14 protein-coding genes are annotated in these 15,948 nt (G+C 66.7%); 6 read left to right on the top strand and 8 right to left on the bottom strand.

Going from position 1 to position 15,948, the window contains the following annotated elements; translation table 11 throughout:
* The first annotated feature begins 13 nt into the window (after nt 1-13).
* Nucleotides 14-730 (top strand): LpqN/LpqT family lipoprotein, encoded by a 717-nt coding sequence (locus tag ACEWX3_RS03815; protein ID WP_374158711.1) that lies wholly within the window; start codon nt 14-16, stop codon nt 728-730.
* On the opposite strand, the gene ACEWX3_RS03810 is transcribed toward ACEWX3_RS03815, so the two are convergent.
* The 3 genes from ACEWX3_RS03810 to ACEWX3_RS03800 are packed head-to-tail and all read right to left on the bottom strand — an operon-like array spanning nt 720 to nt 5,077.
* Nucleotides 720-2,270 carry an acetolactate synthase large subunit gene (locus ACEWX3_RS03810; protein ID WP_374158710.1) on the bottom strand — a complete coding sequence of 517 codons (1,551 nt, stop codon included), beginning with the start codon at nt 2,268-2,270 and terminating at the stop codon, nt 720-722. The two genes, ACEWX3_RS03815 and ACEWX3_RS03810, sit on opposite strands and share 11 nt — an antisense overlap.
* Nucleotides 2,271-2,290: 20 nt before the next feature.
* Nucleotides 2,291-3,412 carry a nitronate monooxygenase family protein gene (locus ACEWX3_RS03805; RefSeq protein WP_152518826.1) on the bottom strand — a complete coding sequence of 374 codons (1,122 nt, stop codon included), beginning with the start codon at nt 3,410-3,412 and terminating at the stop codon, nt 2,291-2,293.
* Nucleotides 3,413-3,424: 12 nt separating this feature from the next.
* A complete protein-coding gene (locus ACEWX3_RS03800; protein WP_207065215.1) occupies nt 3,425-5,077 on the bottom strand; it encodes an acyl-CoA synthetase in 1,653 nt (550 codons plus the stop codon).
* Nucleotides 5,078-5,211: 134 nt separating this feature from the next.
* On the opposite strand from ACEWX3_RS03800, the gene ACEWX3_RS03795 reads away from it, so the two are divergent.
* Nucleotides 5,212-5,946, top strand: a complete 735-nt coding sequence (locus ACEWX3_RS03795; RefSeq protein WP_286182581.1) for a crotonase/enoyl-CoA hydratase family protein — start codon at nt 5,212-5,214, stop codon at nt 5,944-5,946.
* 529 nt (nt 5,947-6,475) lie between these two features.
* Here the strand turns inward: ACEWX3_RS03795 and ACEWX3_RS03790 are convergent.
* From ACEWX3_RS03790 to ACEWX3_RS03780, 3 genes are all read right to left on the bottom strand, one after another.
* Complete coding sequence (locus ACEWX3_RS03790; protein ID WP_221354297.1) at nt 6,476-7,678, bottom strand: cytochrome P450; 1,203 nt, start codon at nt 7,676-7,678, stop codon at nt 6,476-6,478.
* Nucleotides 7,679-7,713: 35 nt separating this feature from the next.
* Nucleotides 7,714-8,445, bottom strand: a complete 732-nt coding sequence (locus ACEWX3_RS03785; protein WP_374159774.1) for an acetoacetate decarboxylase family protein — start codon at nt 8,443-8,445, stop codon at nt 7,714-7,716.
* A gap of 97 nt (nt 8,446-8,542) precedes the next feature.
* Nucleotides 8,543-9,574 carry an LLM class F420-dependent oxidoreductase gene (locus ACEWX3_RS03780; protein ID WP_207065213.1) on the bottom strand — a complete coding sequence of 344 codons (1,032 nt, stop codon included), beginning with the start codon at nt 9,572-9,574 and terminating at the stop codon, nt 8,543-8,545.
* Nucleotides 9,575-9,644: 70 nt separating this feature from the next.
* Here ACEWX3_RS03780 and ACEWX3_RS03775 point away from each other — a divergent pair, with 70 nt between their 5' ends.
* Genes ACEWX3_RS03775 through ACEWX3_RS03760 form a run of 4 tightly spaced genes read left to right on the top strand, consistent with a single transcriptional unit; the run spans nt 9,645 to nt 13,793 of the window.
* Nucleotides 9,645-10,637, top strand: coding sequence for a Zn-ribbon domain-containing OB-fold protein (locus ACEWX3_RS03775; RefSeq protein WP_221354295.1), 993 nt, complete (start codon nt 9,645-9,647; stop codon nt 10,635-10,637).
* A gap of 10 nt (nt 10,638-10,647) precedes the next feature.
* Nucleotides 10,648-11,706 (top strand): thiolase domain-containing protein, encoded by a 1,059-nt coding sequence (locus ACEWX3_RS03770; protein ID WP_221354293.1) that lies wholly within the window; start codon nt 10,648-10,650, stop codon nt 11,704-11,706.
* Between the two features lie 3 nt (nt 11,707-11,709).
* On the top strand, nt 11,710-12,906 hold the full coding sequence (locus tag ACEWX3_RS03765; protein WP_348727598.1) for a thiolase domain-containing protein: 1,197 nt from the start codon (nt 11,710-11,712) through the stop codon (nt 12,904-12,906).
* 5 nt (nt 12,907-12,911) lie between these two features.
* Nucleotides 12,912-13,793 (top strand): TIGR03619 family F420-dependent LLM class oxidoreductase, encoded by an 882-nt coding sequence (locus ACEWX3_RS03760; protein ID WP_207065241.1) that lies wholly within the window; start codon nt 12,912-12,914, stop codon nt 13,791-13,793.
* A gap of 167 nt (nt 13,794-13,960) precedes the next feature.
* Here the strand turns inward: ACEWX3_RS03760 and ACEWX3_RS03755 are convergent, their stop codons facing one another.
* Nucleotides 13,961-14,581, bottom strand: a complete 621-nt coding sequence (locus tag ACEWX3_RS03755) for a TetR/AcrR family transcriptional regulator (RefSeq protein ID WP_374158709.1) — start codon at nt 14,579-14,581, stop codon at nt 13,961-13,963.
* Entirely contained in the window at nt 14,574-15,827 is a 1,254-nt protein-coding gene (locus ACEWX3_RS03750) for a cytochrome P450 (protein ID WP_374158708.1), read from the bottom strand. Before ACEWX3_RS03750 ends, ACEWX3_RS03755 begins: the two co-directional genes overlap by 8 nt.
* Between the last annotated feature and the right edge of the window lie 121 nt (nt 15,828-15,948).

Below are 15,948 nucleotides of genomic sequence, written 5' to 3'. Positions count from 1 at the left end.
TAGGCTTTCCGATGTGAAGCCCACCGCCCTGATCCGCTGCGCCGCGGCCGCCGTGGTGCTCGTGGCGACCGCCTGCGGCACGTCGGAAACCGAGTCCGGCACCCCCATCGCCGAATCGTCGGAAACGGCCACCACGACGACCACGACCAGCGCCGCGGCGGCACCGTCGCGGGAGCGCATCGCGCCGCGCGAGGAGTCCGCACCGGGCCCCGCCACGACGATCGCCGATTACATCGCCGAGCACGACATCCGCGAGACACCGGTGTTTCGTGGCGATCCCGGAGCCCCCACGGTCGACCTGCCGTTTCCCGAAGGCTGGGAGGACGCCGGTGCCGACACCCCGGAATGGGCCTACGGGGCGATCTACTATTCGGGCCCCGGCGCCGAGGAGTACACCCCGAGCATCGTCGCGCTGATGTCGCGGCTGACCGGGGACGTCGACCCCGACGCCATCATCGAGTACGCGGCGGGTGAATTGGCCAATCTGCCCGGTTGGGAACCACTCAGCCGGGGCCGGACGAGCACGCTGTCCGGCTTCCCCGCCTATCAGCTCGGCGGCACCTGGGTGCAGGACGGGGTGACCAAGGTGGTGGCCCAGAAGACGGCGGTGGTCCCCGGCAACGACGGGCTGTACGTGTTGCAGCTCAACGCCGATGGGCTGGAGAGCCAGCTCGACATCATCGGCCCGGCGACGGACATCATCGACGACCAGACCGTCATCACGCCCTGAGCATCGCCTCGATGAGGTGCGGACCGGGCTCGGTGAACGCCTCGCGCAGCGCCGCGGCCAGCTCCTCGGCGGTGTTCACCCGTCGGGCCGGAACACCCATGCCTTCGGCGAGCTTGACGAAGTCGAGGTCGGGATTGCCCAGGTCGAGCAGATCGGTGACCCGCCGGCCCCGGGAGTGCGGTTCGGCGACACCGACGTTCGCCAGCTCCCACCGCAGAATCTGATAGGCGCCGTTGTTGAGGACGATGGTGGTGATGTCCAGACTCTCCCGAGCCTGCGTCCACAGCGCCGAGATCGTGTACATCGCCGAACCGTCGGCCTGCAGCGACAACACCGGGCGGTCGGGCACGGCCACGGCCGCACCCACCGCGGCCGGCATGCCGTAACCGATGGCACCGCCGGTCAGGGTCAGCACGTCGTGCGCGGGCGCTCCCGCCGTGGCGTCGGGCACGGCGGCACCGGCGGTGTTGGACTCGTCGACGATCACGGCGTCCTCCGGCAACAGCGCGGCGACCGTCGCCGCCAACGACGCCGCGTCGAGTGCCCCGGTGGGCACCTCCGGCCGGGCGATGTCCGGCACCGGGGCGACGATCCCGGGCGCCAGCTCGTCGGCGAGTTGCTGCAGCGCCGCGGCCGCCCCGCGGGGGCCGGCCAGCGGGTGCACCGTGCAGCCCGCTGGAACCAGATCGCTGGGGCTGTCCGGATCGGGGTAGGCGAAGAACGACACCGGCGAGCGCGCGCCCGCCAGGATCAGGTGTGTGGCCCCGGCGAGCTGCTGCGCGGCGAACTTCGCGAAGTAGATCAGGCGTGGCACCGCAGGCACTCCGGCGCCGCGCTCCAGACGGGTGGGGAAGGTCTCGCAGAGCACCTCCGCGCCGGTGGCCTCGGCGAGACGGGCCGCCGCCGTCAAACCCGGCCGCCGCGTGGCATCGCCGCCGACCAGGATCACGGTCCGGCCGCCGGAACGCAGCGCCGCAGCCGCGGCCCGCACCGCGTCGGCGTCGACGACCGGATCGGGAAGCGGCGACACCGTGCCGGGCACGCCCCCGTCCGACCAGGACACATCGGCGGGCAGGATCAGCGTCGCGATCTCCCCACGACCGCTGGCGCGGATGGCGGCGGCTGCGTCGGCGCCGACATCGCCGGGGCGCATGCACCGGTGCACCCATCCCGACACCGTTGCCGCCACCGCGTCGATGTCGGATTCCAGCGGCGCGTCGAAACGCTTGTGGTGCGTGGCGTGATCACCGACCACCGTCACCATCGGGACGTGCGCGCGCTTGGCGTTGTGCAGGTTGGCCAACCCGTTGCCCAGGCCCGGCCCCAGATGCAGCAGCACCGCCGCGGGCCGTCCGGCCATGCGTGCGTAACCGTCAGCCGCGCCGGTGGCCACCCCCTCGAACAGCGCCAGGACCGCGCGCATGGAGGGGACGTCGTCCAGTGCCGCAACGAAGTGCATCTCGGACGTGCCGGGATTGGCGAAACAGACGTCGACCCCGTTGTCGACGAACGTGGTCAGCAGAGCCTGGGCACCGTTCACAGCCCAGGTATACCGCGGGCTCAGCCCTCGCGGATCGTGTCCAGCCGTTTCGTGGCTTCCTCGAAACCGGCCACCAGTTCGGCGATGATGTCGGCGACCGGCCGGATCTCGTTCATCCGGCCGACGATCTGACCGACCGGCATCGCCACGGCAGTGGGATCGGCCGACTCGCTCATCCGCTGATGCGCCTCACTGACGAGGATGTTCTGCAGCGGCATCGGCAGCGGCTCGGGAGCGTCGGGCGCATCCCAGGCATCGGTCCACCGGCTCTTGAGCAGTCGGGCGGGCTTGCCGGTGTAGATGCGGCGACGCACGGTGTCCGCGGAGGTGGCGCGCAGCATGGCCTCCTGGATCACCGAGCGACCCGAGTCCAGCCGCTCCCCGAGGTCGTATTCGGCCGACGTCAGGAACGCCGAGCCCATCCACACCCCTTGCGCGCCCAGCGCCAGTGCGGCCGCCACCTGCCGGCCGGTGCCGATCCCGCCCGCGGCGAGCACCGGAGCCTTGCCGTCGAGCGCGTCGACGATCTCGGGCCACAGCACCATCGAGCCGATCTCACCGGTGTGGCCACCGGCCTCGTGGCCCTGGGCGACGACGATGTCCACACCGTTCTCGGCATGGCGTAGCGCGTGTTTCGGCGAACCGGCGAGCGCGGCCACCGGTACCCCGGCCTCGTGCACCTGATCGATGACGTCCTTGGGCGGTGAGCCCAACGCATTGGCGATCAGCTTGATCGGATGCTTGAGCGCGACCTCGACATGGCTGCGGGCCACCGAATGCAGCCAGCCCAGCACGCCTTCGGATCGTGCCTCGTCCTCCGGAAGCGGAGGCACGCCCAGGTCGGCGAGCGTCTTGTCGACGAACTGGCGGTGCTCGGCCGGGATCAGTTTGTTGATGTCCACCGAGGTACCCTCGGTCGGGATCTTGGCGGGCATGACGATGTCGACGCCGTAGGGCTTGCCGTCGGTGTTCTCGTCCATCCAGCACAGCACGTTCTCGAGGTCGTCGGCGTCGTTGAACCGCACACAGCCCAGCACCCCGAGGCCGCCGGCCCGCGTCACCGCGGCCGCGACCTTCTCCGAGGGCGTGAAGACGAAGATCGGATAGTCGATGCCGAAGCGATCGCAGAGTTCGGTTCTCATGTTCATTCCTGCCTACGAGCTCGTTGCCGCGTGCTTCTCGTGCACTTCGTCAGCCGGCCGCTGCTCGGTGACGTCCTTGGCCCAGCGGTAGTCGGGCTTTCCTGCGGGCGAGCGCTTGACCTCGTCGACCAGCCACAGGCTGCGCGGCACCTTGTAGCCCGCGATCTCCTTGCGCACGAACGCATCCAGATCTCCCAGGCGCGGCTTGGCGCCCTCGCGGGGATGCACAACGGCCGCGACGTGCTGGCCGAAGCGCGGGTCGGGCACACCGACCACCAGCGCATCGAAGACATCGGGGTGGCCCTTGAGGGCGGCCTCGACCTCCTCTGGATAGATCTTTTCGCCGCCGGAGTTGATCGACACCGAACCGCGGCCCAACATCGTCACCGTCCCGTCGGCCTCCACCTCGGCGAAGTCACCCGGGATCGCGTAACGCACACCGTTGAACGTCTTGAACGTCTCGGCGGTCTTCTTCTCGTCCTTGAAGTAACCCACCGGGATGTGGCCGCACTTGGCGATGACACCGCGCTTGCCCGAACCCGGCTGGACCTCGTTGCCGTCCTCGTCGAGCACCTTGGTGTTCTTGTCGATGGTGACCCGCGGCCCGCCGGTGTGTGACTGCCCCTTGGCCACCACGCTCGAACCGCCGAAGCCGGTCTCCGACGATCCGATCGAATCGGTGATGATCCGATCCGGCAGCAGCTCGAGGAACTTCTCCTTCAGGCTGGTCGAGAACAGCGCCGCGGTGCTGGCCAGCAGGAACAGCGAACTCAGGTCGTAGGTGTTGCCCTCGTCCTGATGAGCCAGCAGTGCATCCAGCAGTGGCCGCGCCATCGCGTCACCGGTGAAGAACAACAGGTTGACCTTGTGCTCGTGGATGGTGCGCCACACCTTGTCGGCGTCGAATTCCGGCTCCAGCACGGTGGTCTGGCCCGAGAACAACGCCATCCAGGTAGCCGACTGGGTGGCCCCGTGGATCATCGGCGGGATGGGGTAGCGGACCATCGGCCCGCTCTCCTTGGCCTGGTTGGCCAGCCCGTATTCGTCGGCGATCGGTTCACCGGTTGCGAAGTCGGTGCCGCCGAACAGGACTCGGTAGATGTCCTCATGACGCCACATCACGCCCTTGGGGAACCCGGTGGTGCCGCCGGTGTAGAGCAGATAGATGTCGTCCTCGCTGCGGGGGCCGAAGTCGCGTTCCGGGGAGCCCTGCTCGAGTGCGGAGGAGAACTCGACGCCGCCGTAGCGCTGGAAATCTTCGTCGGTGCCGTCTTCGACCACGAGGATGGTCTTGACGTTCGGCGTCTCGGGCAGCACGTTGGCCACCCGGTCGGCATAGCGACGCTCGTGCACGAGAGCCACCATGTCCGAGTTGTCGAACAGGTACTTCAACTCGCCTTCGACGTAGCGGAAGTTGACGTTGACCAGGATCGCGCCGGCCTTGACGATGCCCAGCATCGCGATGACGATCTCGATGCGGTTGCGGCAGTAGAGCCCGACCTTGTCGTCCTTCTTGACGCCCTGGTCGATGAGGTAGTGCGCCAGACGATTGGCCCTCTCCTCCAACTCGGCGTAAGTCAGCGTCTCGTCACCCGAAATGAGGGCGACGCGGTCAGGCACGGCGTCGATGGCGTGCTCGGCGAGATCGGCGATATTCAGAGCCACAGCTCTAAACTAGAACGTGTTACATTTCGAGACAAGTCTGTGGCAACGACGCTGGAAGGCGGACATCTGTGAGCGACCCCGACAAGCAGGCCGACTGCCTCGTTGAGCAGCGCGGACACACCCTGATCGTCACCATGAACCGCCCCGAGGCGCGCAATGCGCTTTCCGGCGAGATGCTCTCGATCATGGTCGACTCCTGGGACCGCGTCGACGAAGATCCGGAGATCCGCAGCTGCATCCTCACCGGGGCGGGCGGCTACTTCTGCGCGGGCATGGACCTCAAGGCGGCCTCGGCCAAGCCGCCGGGCGACTCGTTCAAGGACGGCAGCTATGACCCGTCGCGCATCGACGGTCTGCTCAAGGGCCGCCGGCTGAAGAAGCCGCTGATCGCCGCTGTCGAAGGCCCGGCCATCGCCGGCGGAACCGAGATCCTGCAGGGCACCGACATCCGCATCGCCGGCGAGAGCGCGAAGTTCGGTATCTCCGAAGCGAAGTGGAGCCTGTACCCGATGGGCGGGTCCGCCGTGCGACTGGTGCGCCAGATCCCCTACACGATCGCCTGCGATCTGCTGCTGACCGGACGGCACATCACCGCCGCCGAAGCGCTGTCCTATGGGCTGATCGGTTACGTGGTGCCAGACGGCTCTGCCTTGGACAAGGCCATCGAGATCGCCGAGGTGATCAACAACAACGGTCCGTTGGCCGTGCAGGCGATCCTCAAGACCATCCGCGAGACCGAGGGCATGCACGAGAACGAGGCCTTCAAGCCCGACACCGCCAACGGCATCCCGGTGTTCCTGTCCGAGGACGCCAAGGAGGGCCCGCGGGCGTTCAAGGAGAAGCGGGCGCCGAACTTCCAGATGAAGTAGCCCGGGCCGTTTCGGCGGTCTTGGTTCGGTCGCGCCGGCTTCGACGGTCTGCTTTCCGGCCCGGCTGGTTCGGTCCGGGCGGGTCCGCTCGTTCGGTCCGGCCCACGACAACCAGCCCGCTCGCCCACCGTGAAGCCTCTGCGAAAATCCACGCGACTTTTCGCACTCACTTCACGCTCGGCGAACAGCTAGAGCACGGACGCGTGTCCGATCGGCTGATTCCGGCCCACGACAACCAGCCCGCTCGCCCGCCGTGAATCCTCTGCGAAAATCCACGCGAGTTTTCGCACTCACTTCACGCTCGACGAACAGCGAGAGTACGGACGCACGTCCGATCGGCTGGTTCCGGCCCGCGGCAGGTCCGGCCGGGCAGGTCCGGTCCGCCCCGCTCGCCCACCGTGAATCCTCTGCGAAAATCCACGCGACTTTTCGCACTCACTTCACGCTCGGCGCGCGGCGCTCGACGGACGGACGCACGGGCGGGGTCGTTCCGGCACCGGCGACGCAAGAGCGCACCGCCGAAGGGGCGCTACAGCACCCGGGCGGTAGGTGTGAACACGGCCGGCATGGATTCCAGCCCGCTGACGAAGTTCGCCGGTCGCAGTGGTAGCGCGGTGTCGTCGGCCAGCCGGAGATCGGGCAGCCGCGACAGCACCTTGGTCAGCATGATCTTCAACTCGAGCCGGGCCAGCTGGTTGCCCAGGCAGAAGTGGGTGCCGAAACCGAAAGCCAGGTGACTGTTCGGGTTGCGATCGATCCGGAAATTCTCGGGATCGCCGAACACCGACTCGTCGAAGTTCGCCGATTCGAACATCAGCATGATCTTCTCGCCGGCTTTCAGCGACGTGCCGTGGAACTCGGTGTCGGCGGTCAGCGTGCGGCACATGTTCTTCACCGGCGACGTCCAGCGCAGCATCTCCTCGATCGCCCCGGGCAGCAGATCAGGCTGCGCCACCAGCGCCTCCCACTGATCACGGTGACGCAGCAGCTGCTCGGTGCCGCCGGACAGCGTGTGGCGGGTGGTCTCGTCGCCGCCGATCAGGATCAGCAGCGTCTCGAACACGATCTCGTCATCCGACATGCGCTGGCCTTCGACCTCGGCGTTGACCAGCACCGAGAACAGGTCGTCGGTCGGGTTGGCGCGACGGTCGGCGATCACCTCCATCGTGAACGCGGTGTAGGCGGCGAACGTGTCCATCAGCTTCTGGATGGTCAGCTCGTCGACCGTCGAGGACAGTCCGCACACCAGGTCGTCGGACCACTGCAGCAACTTGTCACGCTCTTCGGGCAGCACGCCGAGCATGTCTCCGATGACGGCCATCGGCAGCGGCGCGGCGATGTCGCGGACGAAGTCGCACTCGCCGCGTTCACACACCGCGTCGATCAGCGCGTCGCACAGGTTCTCGATGGCCGGCACCTTGTCCATGACGCGCTTGCGGGTGAACCCGGAGTTGACGAGTTTGCGGCGCAGGATGTGCGCCGGATCGTCCATGTCGATCATGTACGGCATCCCCGGCTGGTCCGGCCGAATGCCGCCGGTGGACGAGAACAGCTCCGGGTTGCGCTCGGCGTCGAGCAGCGCCTGATAGGTCGTCGCCGCGGCCAGTCCGTTGCGGTCGCGGAACACCGGCTGGTTGGCCCGCATCCACTTGTAGGCCTCCCGTGCGTTGCGGTCGGCGTAGAAGTTGCCGTCGGCCAGATCGACGTCGAGGCCGGACAGTGTCGAGGTCATGACTTTCCTTTTCGTGGCTGCTTCGAGGTGCCGGGCTAGAAGACGCGAGAGTCGCCGAACGTCATGTCCACGTTGTCCGCCGAGCTGGACATCAACGCTCGCTTGGGCAGGCCGAGCGACGCGAGTTCGGCGGCGTAGGGATGGTCACCCAACCGCACCGTGACCCCGCCGGGCCGGTACCGCACCCCGGTCATCACCATCTCCCCCGGCGTCTCCCTGGTGACGCCGTCCAGATAGGAGTACGTCGAGTGCACCTGTTTGCGTCCGGTCAACGCCGCGGGCACCGGGAAGCCGGGCCGGAAGTCCATCCCGACGGCGAACTGCCCGTCGATCGTGACGTCGAAGCCGAACGACCGGCCCTGCCGGACTCCTGCTGAACCATCCGCTCCGCGAACCCCAGCCGAATCATCCGCTCCGCGAATGGTGAACTCCGACATCACCTTCGGGTAGCCCCAGATCGTGCGTCCGGCTTCCAGAGTGAAGGACTGATCGACCGGCAGATGGTGCACGAACGCGCCCGCCGACTGCAGCGCCGAGAACCCGCTTGCACGCGAGCCGGGCGGGTTGACCATGACGTTGGTGCCGTACTCGTAGTACGCACCCAGGTCGGTGTCCTCGTAGCGCATGAGCATCAGCACCACCATCGCCCGGTTGCGGGCGAACCGGCACACCTGCAGGCCGCTGTAGTCGATCATGGCCTGCGCGGCGTCGGCGTCCACGACGAACATCGCGGTGTGCTGGTGGGCGGTGCGCACCCGCACCGGCATGGTGAGCACCGTTCCGGCGATCGTGTGCGTGGACGCGTTCGTGGCTTCGGTCACACCGTCAATCTAGAACGTGTTCTAGACACACTGCAAGAAGTGTCTAGACCAGCGCGGCCAGATCCCGGATCTGTTCGGCCGAACGCGCGCCCACCACCATCATCGTCACCCCGGAGGCCTCCCACGCCTTGATCTGCTCCTGCACATACGCAAGGTCGCCCACAATGGCCGAATCGTCGACGAGTTCGTCGGGAATCACCTTGGCCGCCTCGTCCTTGCGGTCACTCCTGAAGAGGCGGGTGACCTCGTCGACGACATCGGCATAACCCATCCGCCGGTAGACGTCGGCGTGGAAGTTGGTGCCCTCGGCACCCATCCCGCCCACGTAGAGCGCCAGGTGCGGCTTCATCAGGTCCATGATCGCCGGCCGGTCGTCGGTGACGACCACCTGCGCGGTCGCGCAGATCTCGAACGTCTCGCGGGTGTGCCGCGCACCCGGGCGGGCGAAACCTTCGTCGAGCCACTCGTTGTACATGGTCGCGATGCGCGGGGAGTAGAAGATCGGCAACCAGCCGTCGGCGATCTCGGCGGCCAGTGCGACGTTCTTCGGCCCCTCGGCCCCGAGCATGATCGGGATGTCGGGACGTAGCGGGTGGGTGATCGGCTTGAGGTTCTTGCCCAGCCCGGTGGTCCCCTCCCCGGTCAGCGGCAACGGGTAGTGCGGTCCGTCGCTGTGCACCGGCGCTTCCCGGGCCCACACCTGCCGGATGATGTCGATGTACTCGCGGGTCCGTGCCAGCGGCTTGGGGAACTTCTGGCCGTACCAGCCTTCGACAACCTGCGGACCGGACACCCCGAGACCGAGGATGTGGCGGCCACCGGAGAGGTGGTCGAGGGTCAGCGCCGCCATCGCGCACGCGGTCGGGGTGCGCGCCGACAGCTGGATCACCGACGTGCCCAGCCGCATCCGCGTCGTCTCCCGGCCCCACCACGCCAGCGGTGTGTAGGCGTCCGAGCCCCAGGCCTCGGCGGTGAACACGGTGTCGAAGCCGACCTCTTCGGCGACGGACACCAGTTCGGCATGGTTGGTCGGAGGTTGCGCACCCCAATATCCGAGTTGCAGACCCAGTTTCATCCGATCCGCCTTTCCGGGAAGCCACAGCCGTCCCTTGAAACCATTCTTAGAACCTGTTCTACTCGATGCTGTGACCACCAGCCAAAGCAGCCCGGTGCAGATCGATCCGCATGAACCGCCACTTTCCGCTCCTCTGAAGCTGGCATTCGACTACACCCGTTCAGTCGGACCACTCCTCGGTCAGTTCTTCACCGCGCTACGCGAGCGGCGCATCGTCGGGGTGCGCGGTTCGGACGGACGCGTGTTGGTCCCGCCCGCTGAGTATGACCCCGTCACCTACGAGGCGTTGACCGAGGTCGTGCCCGTGGCCAGCGTGGGCACCGTCGTGTCGTGGACGTGGCAGTCCCACCCGTTGGAGGGGCAACCGCTGGATCGGCCCTTCGCGTGGGCGCTGATCCGCCTCGACGGCGCCGACACCCCGATGCTGCACGCCGTCGAGGCCGATGGACCCGACGCGATCAGCACCGGAGCCCGGGTACACGCCCACTGGGTCGACGAGCCGGCCGGCGCGATCACCGACATCGCCTACTTCTCGCTCGGCGACACCGCCGAAGACGTGCCGGAGCCGCCGGAGGGGCTGGACCCGGTGACGATGCTGGTCGTGCCCAGTTGGATCGAGATCCAGCACACCGCATCCCAGCCTGAGAGCGCGTTCCTGCGAGCGCTGGAACAGGGCAAGCTGCTGGGGGCCCGCACCGGCGCCGACGGCAAGGTGTACTTCCCGCCGAAAGAGGCCAACCCGGCTACCGGCCAGCCGCTCGACCAGTACATCGAACTGGCCGACACCGGCACGGTCACGACGTTCGCGATCATCAACATCCCGTTCGCCGGGCAGCGGATCAAGCCGCCCTACGTGGCGGCCTACGTGCTGCTCGACGGCGCCGACATCCCGGTGCTGCACCTCGTCGCCGACATCGAGGCCGACCAGGTGCGGATGGGGATGCGGGTGCAGGCGGTCTGGAAGCCCCGCGAGGAATGGGGCCTGGGCATCGACAACATCGAGTACTTCCGGCCGACGGGCGAACCCGACGCCGACTACGACACCTACAAGCATCACCTGTAAAGGGACTTTCGTGAGCAGAGAAGTTGCCGTCGTCGGGTTCTCGCACGCACCGCACGTGCGTCGCACCGACGGGACCACCAACGGTGTCGAGATGTTGATGCCGTGCTTCGCCGAGATCTACGACGACCTCGGCATCACCAAGGCCGACATCGGATTCTGGTGTTCCGGATCGTCGGACTACCTTGCCGGACGGGCGTTTTCGTTCATCTCAGCGATCGACTCCATCGGCGCGGTGCCGCCGATCAACGAGTCGCATGTCGAGATGGACGCGGCCTGGGCGCTCTACGAGGCCTACATCAAGATCCTCACCGGGGAGGTCGACACCGCGCTGGTCTACGGCTTCGGCAAGTCTTCGGCCGGGACGTTGCGGCGGGTGCTGGCGCTGCAGACCGACCCGTACACCGTCGCGCCGCTGTGGCCCGACTCGGTGAGCATGGCCGGGCTGCAGGCGCGCATGGGCCTCGACGCCGGCACATGGACCGAAGAGCAGATGGCCCAGGTCGCCCTGGACGCCCAGGCCGCCGGCCCGCGGGTGGACCGACTCGAATCGGGCGGAACCGTCGAGGAGTTGCTCGCCCAGCCGTTCTTCGCCGATCCGCTGCGTCGCCACGACATCGCACCGATCACCGACGGCGCGTCGGCGATCGTGCTCGCCGCCGACGACCGGGCCCGTGAGCTGCGCGAGCGCCCGGCGTGGATTTCGGGCATCGAGCACCGCATCGAGACGCCGGTACTCGGTGCCCGGGAGCTGACCACGTCGCCGTCGACGGCCGCATCGGCGGCCGCGGCCACCAACGGTGATACCTCCTCCATCGAGCTCGCCGAGATCTACGCTCCGTTCAGCCATCAGCAGCTCATCCTGACCGAGGCGATCGGACTGTCCGACAGCACGAAGATCAACCCGTCCGGTGGCGCGCTCGCCGCCAACCCGATGTTCTCGGCGGGCCTCGAGCGCATCGGCTTCGCCGCCCGCCACGTCTTCGCCGGCGAGGCATCCCGGGTACTCGCCCACGCAACGAGTGGGCCTGCGCTGCAGCAGAATCTGGTCGCGGTTTTGGAAGGGCGTTGAGACATGGCTGACGGAGCAAAGAAGAATCTCGCCGCCGTCCTGGGCACCGGGCAGACGAAGTACGTCGCCAAACGCAAGGACGTGTCGATGAACGGCCTGGTGCGCGAGGCCATCGACAAGGCTCTGGCCGACTCCGATTGCACGATGGACGACATCGATGCCGTCGTGGTGGGCAAGGCGCCGGACTTCTTCGAGGGCGTCATGATGCCGGAGCTGTTCATGGCCGACGCCACCGGCGCGACGAACAAACCGCTGATCCGCGTGCACACCGCGGGCTCGGTGGGCGGCTCGACCGCCATCGTGGCCGCGAGCCTGGTGCAGTCGGGCAAGTACCGGCGCGTGCTGACCATGGCGTGGGAGAAGCAGTCGGAGTCCAACGCCATGTGGGCGCTGAGCATCCCGGTGCCGTTCACCAAGCCGGTGGGCGCCGGCGCCGGCGGTTACTTCGCCCCGCACATCCGCGCCTACATCCGCCGCTCCGGAGCGCCGACGCACATCGGCGCCATGGTCGCGGTCAAGGATCGCCTCAACGGCGCGAAAAACCCACTGGCACATCTTCATCAGCCCGACATCACGCTGGAGAAGGTGCTCGAGTCGCCGATGCTGTGGGATCCGATCCGATACGACGAGACCTGCCCGTCCTCCGACGGCGCGGCCGCGTTGGTGATCGGTGACGAAGCCACCGCCGACGCGCGCGTCGCCGAGGGGCACCCGGTGGCATGGATCCACGCGACCGCGCTGCGCACCGAACCTCTCGCGTACGCGGGGCGCGACCAGGTCAACCCACAGGCCAGCCGCGACGCTGCCGCGGCGCTGTGGAAGGCGGCCGGCATCACCAGCCCCATCGACGAGATCGATGTCGGCGAGGTGTACGTGCCGTTCTCCTGGTACGAGCCGATGTGGCTGGAGAGCCTGGGCTTCGCCGCCGAGGGCGAGGGCTGGAAGCTCACCGAAGCCGGCGAGACCGCCATCGGCGGACGCATCCCGTTCAACCCGTCCGGCGGGGTGCTGTCGTCCAATCCGATCGGCGCGTCGGGCATGATCCGCTTCGCCGAGTCGGCCATCCAGGTGATGAACAAGGCCGGCGATCACCAGGTTCCCGGCGCCAAGAAGGCGCTCGGCCACGCCTACGGCGGTGGCGCCCAGTACTACTCGATGTGGGTTGTCGGCAGCGAGAAACCGGCCACCTCCGCCTCATGAGCCGAATGCAGTACACCTGCAGCGTCGCCATGGGCCCGGTCGACCAGCTCGTCGAGATCGCGCGCACCGCCGAGGAAGTCGGCTTCGATTCGATCGCGCTCCCCGACTCGCTGTTCTACATGGAAAAGCAGGCGGCCGATTACCCGTACACACCCGACGGGTCGCGGATGTGGAACGAGGACACCCCCTGGGTCGACCCGCTGATCGCCGCGGGTGCCATGGGCGCGGTGACCTCCACGCTGCGCTTCTACACCAACGTGATGAAGCTCGGCTCGCGCAATCCGTTGCTGCTGGCACGCCAGGTCGGCTCGGTGGCCAACCTGACGAACAACCGGTTCGGCTTCGGCGTCGGAATCGGTTGGGCACCCGAGGAGTTCGAATGGTGCGGGGTGCCCTACGCCAAGCGCGGCAAACGGGTCGACGAGATGATCGAGGTCATCAAGTTGGTGCTGGCCGGCGGCATGGTCGAGTTCCACGGTCAGTTCTACGACTTCGACCGCCTGCAGATGAGTCCGGCACCCAGCAAGCCGGTGCCGTTCTACGTCGGCGGACACACCGAGGTGGCGCTCAAGCGGGCCGCCCGGGTGGGTGACGGCTGGACCAGCGCGATGATGACGGGCGACCAGCTGGCCGAGACCATCGGCAAGCTCAACGCATTACGTGCCGAATACGGTCGTGCTGACGAACCATTCGAGTTCCAGGCGGTGTGTATCGACAAATTCGGCGTGGACGGTCATCGCGAGCTCGCCGAGGCCGGGGTCACCGACAACATCGTGATCCCGTGGGTGTTCGACGGTTTGGGTTTCGATGCCCCGATCGAGAAGAAGAAGGACTCGCTGAAGCGCTTCGCCGACACCTACATCCACTCGGGCTGGCAGGACAAGTAGAGCTCGTCGGACAATGGTTTCGGGTGTTGTGCCCGAGCTTGACGGATGTCGAGTTTCCCGTTGCCATCCGATGGGCTGTAGGCGTTGGTCGAGGACCTGTCGCCCGGTGCCAGCTCAACAGGATTCTCACCCCGGCGATTCCCATCCGGTCGTCCAGCGAGAGGACCTCATCGCGACAGCGACGTCAGCCGTGGATAGAGAATCGCGGGGCCGAGCCATCGTGTAACGAAGCGGCGTAGTGCGATGCCGTCGCGCTGTGTCCGTCCGGGATCAGTGAGAAGGGACTGAACTGTGCGCAACGTTATTTCGGCGAGTTCATCCAGCGCAGCGTCGTCGCAGAACCCGTGAAGTGCCCAATCAACGTCAAGACGGCGGAATACCGACAAGCAGAATGACATCGCGGTGTCGGAGGTGAGCGAGATGGCGGCTTCGCCCTCCGGTCGTCGCGTCAGGAGAGCTTCCAGCTGTGGATCGCCGGCGAGATTCTCGACGCCGAACGAGACGCTCTCGACAATCGCAGCGACCGGGTCGTTGAGGCCGTTGGCGCGTTCGATCACTTGGTCGATGAACCCGTTCACCGCACGCATCGCGCTGGCGATGAGAAGTGCGTCAGCATTCGGAAAGTAGCGGTACACCGTCTGGCGGGTGACACCGACCCTGCGGGCGACGTCGGCAAGGCGTATGGCCGACCCGTGCTGGGCGACCTCCGCGTCCACCGCATTCAGAATTCGCGAGATAGCCTCCTCGTCCGATGACGGTGTGACGCCCGCCCACCCACGACTACGCATGAGCGCCTACGAACTGTTCGCTGGTGAATTCGATCGGAAGCGTCGTTGGACCGGTCATACCCAGCAGAGACTTCCACGGTGCGGGACCGATGCGATGGGCGACGGGCAGACGCCGAGTCAGGACGACAAGCGCTTCGGCCAGTTCACGGCGTGCGAGGTTCGCCCCGAGGCAGTAGTGCGCGCCTCCGCCGAAGGTCATGATTGCCGGAACGTCCTTGCGCGAAATGTCGAAGCGATCCGCGTCGTCATAAATCGCCGGATCGCGGTTGGCAGCGAAGGTGTTCGCAAGGACAAAGGTCCCCTCCGGAAACAGGTAGCCGCCGAACTCGACATCCTCGACCGCAGCTCGTGGCGCGATACACGCTGCTGGTGAGTGGCGCATGGTCTCTTCGACCGCCTGCATGGCAAGCTCGGGGTGCTCACGCAGCTTCTGCCACTGATCTGGATGCTCGCAGAGAACCTGCACTGATGCCGCCAGTTGGTTTCGGGTCGTATCAGTCCCGGCCATCAAGAAGCCGGCCACCAACATCCGGAGTTCGTCGAGGTCGAGACGGTCACCTTCGCTTTCCGCGCGGATGAGCTCTGAGAGCAGATCGTCGGTCAGATTGGTTCGGCGGGCCGCGACCATGTCATCGACATACGCGTCGAGTTCGCGCCACGCGCCCATGATTGCCGCTTCGTCGAATGTGACGTCCGGCTGAAAGTTCAGCGCCTTGAATATCTCTTCTGTCCAGTCGGCGAACAGTTGCCAGTCCTCGGGAGGCGCACCGAGCACTGCGCACATCACCGGCGTGGGGTAGGGACGAGCGATATCGGTGACGACGTCGCACCGTCCTGCGTCTTCCACCCGATCGATCAGCGTATTCACCACGGCGCGGATCGTCTCATCCAGACGTGATGTTGCACGTGGGGTGAACGCCTTGGAGACCAGTTTGCGCAACCGGACGTGCGGTGGCCCATCGAGTCCCAAGAGGCTGTTGGCCATCTTGTCGTACAGCGGTCCCGACGTGATGCCTTGCGCCGCAAGCGTGATACCTGGCGGCAATTTGAACCTGTGGTCTCGCAGTATCTCGCGAACCAGGTGGTAAGACAGGATTTCCGGACCAAGGGGACCAATGGCGACAGGCGCTAGCGATTGCGCCTGCCGAGCAGCATCGACCACGTCGTGTGGCGTGGCAGCCAGGCTGTAGTCAAGGGTGGGCAGGCCAGCTTCAAAGACGTTAGGTGCGGTGCTGTGCGTGGCCATCCTGGCCTCACTTCCACTGAGACTATAAGACAGTTACGCAAGAAACGTATGACCAGACGGACGCTGCGGTCAATATCCAGTGATTAATCGCCTAAATATCGCGGCTCCAGGACCAGCGATC

The sequence above is a fragment of the Mycobacterium sp. G7A2 genome, assembly GCF_041902445.1.
Lineage (GTDB): Bacteria > Actinomycetota > Actinomycetes > Mycobacteriales > Mycobacteriaceae > Mycobacterium.
This window is presented reverse-complemented; position numbering and strand designations above follow the sequence as displayed.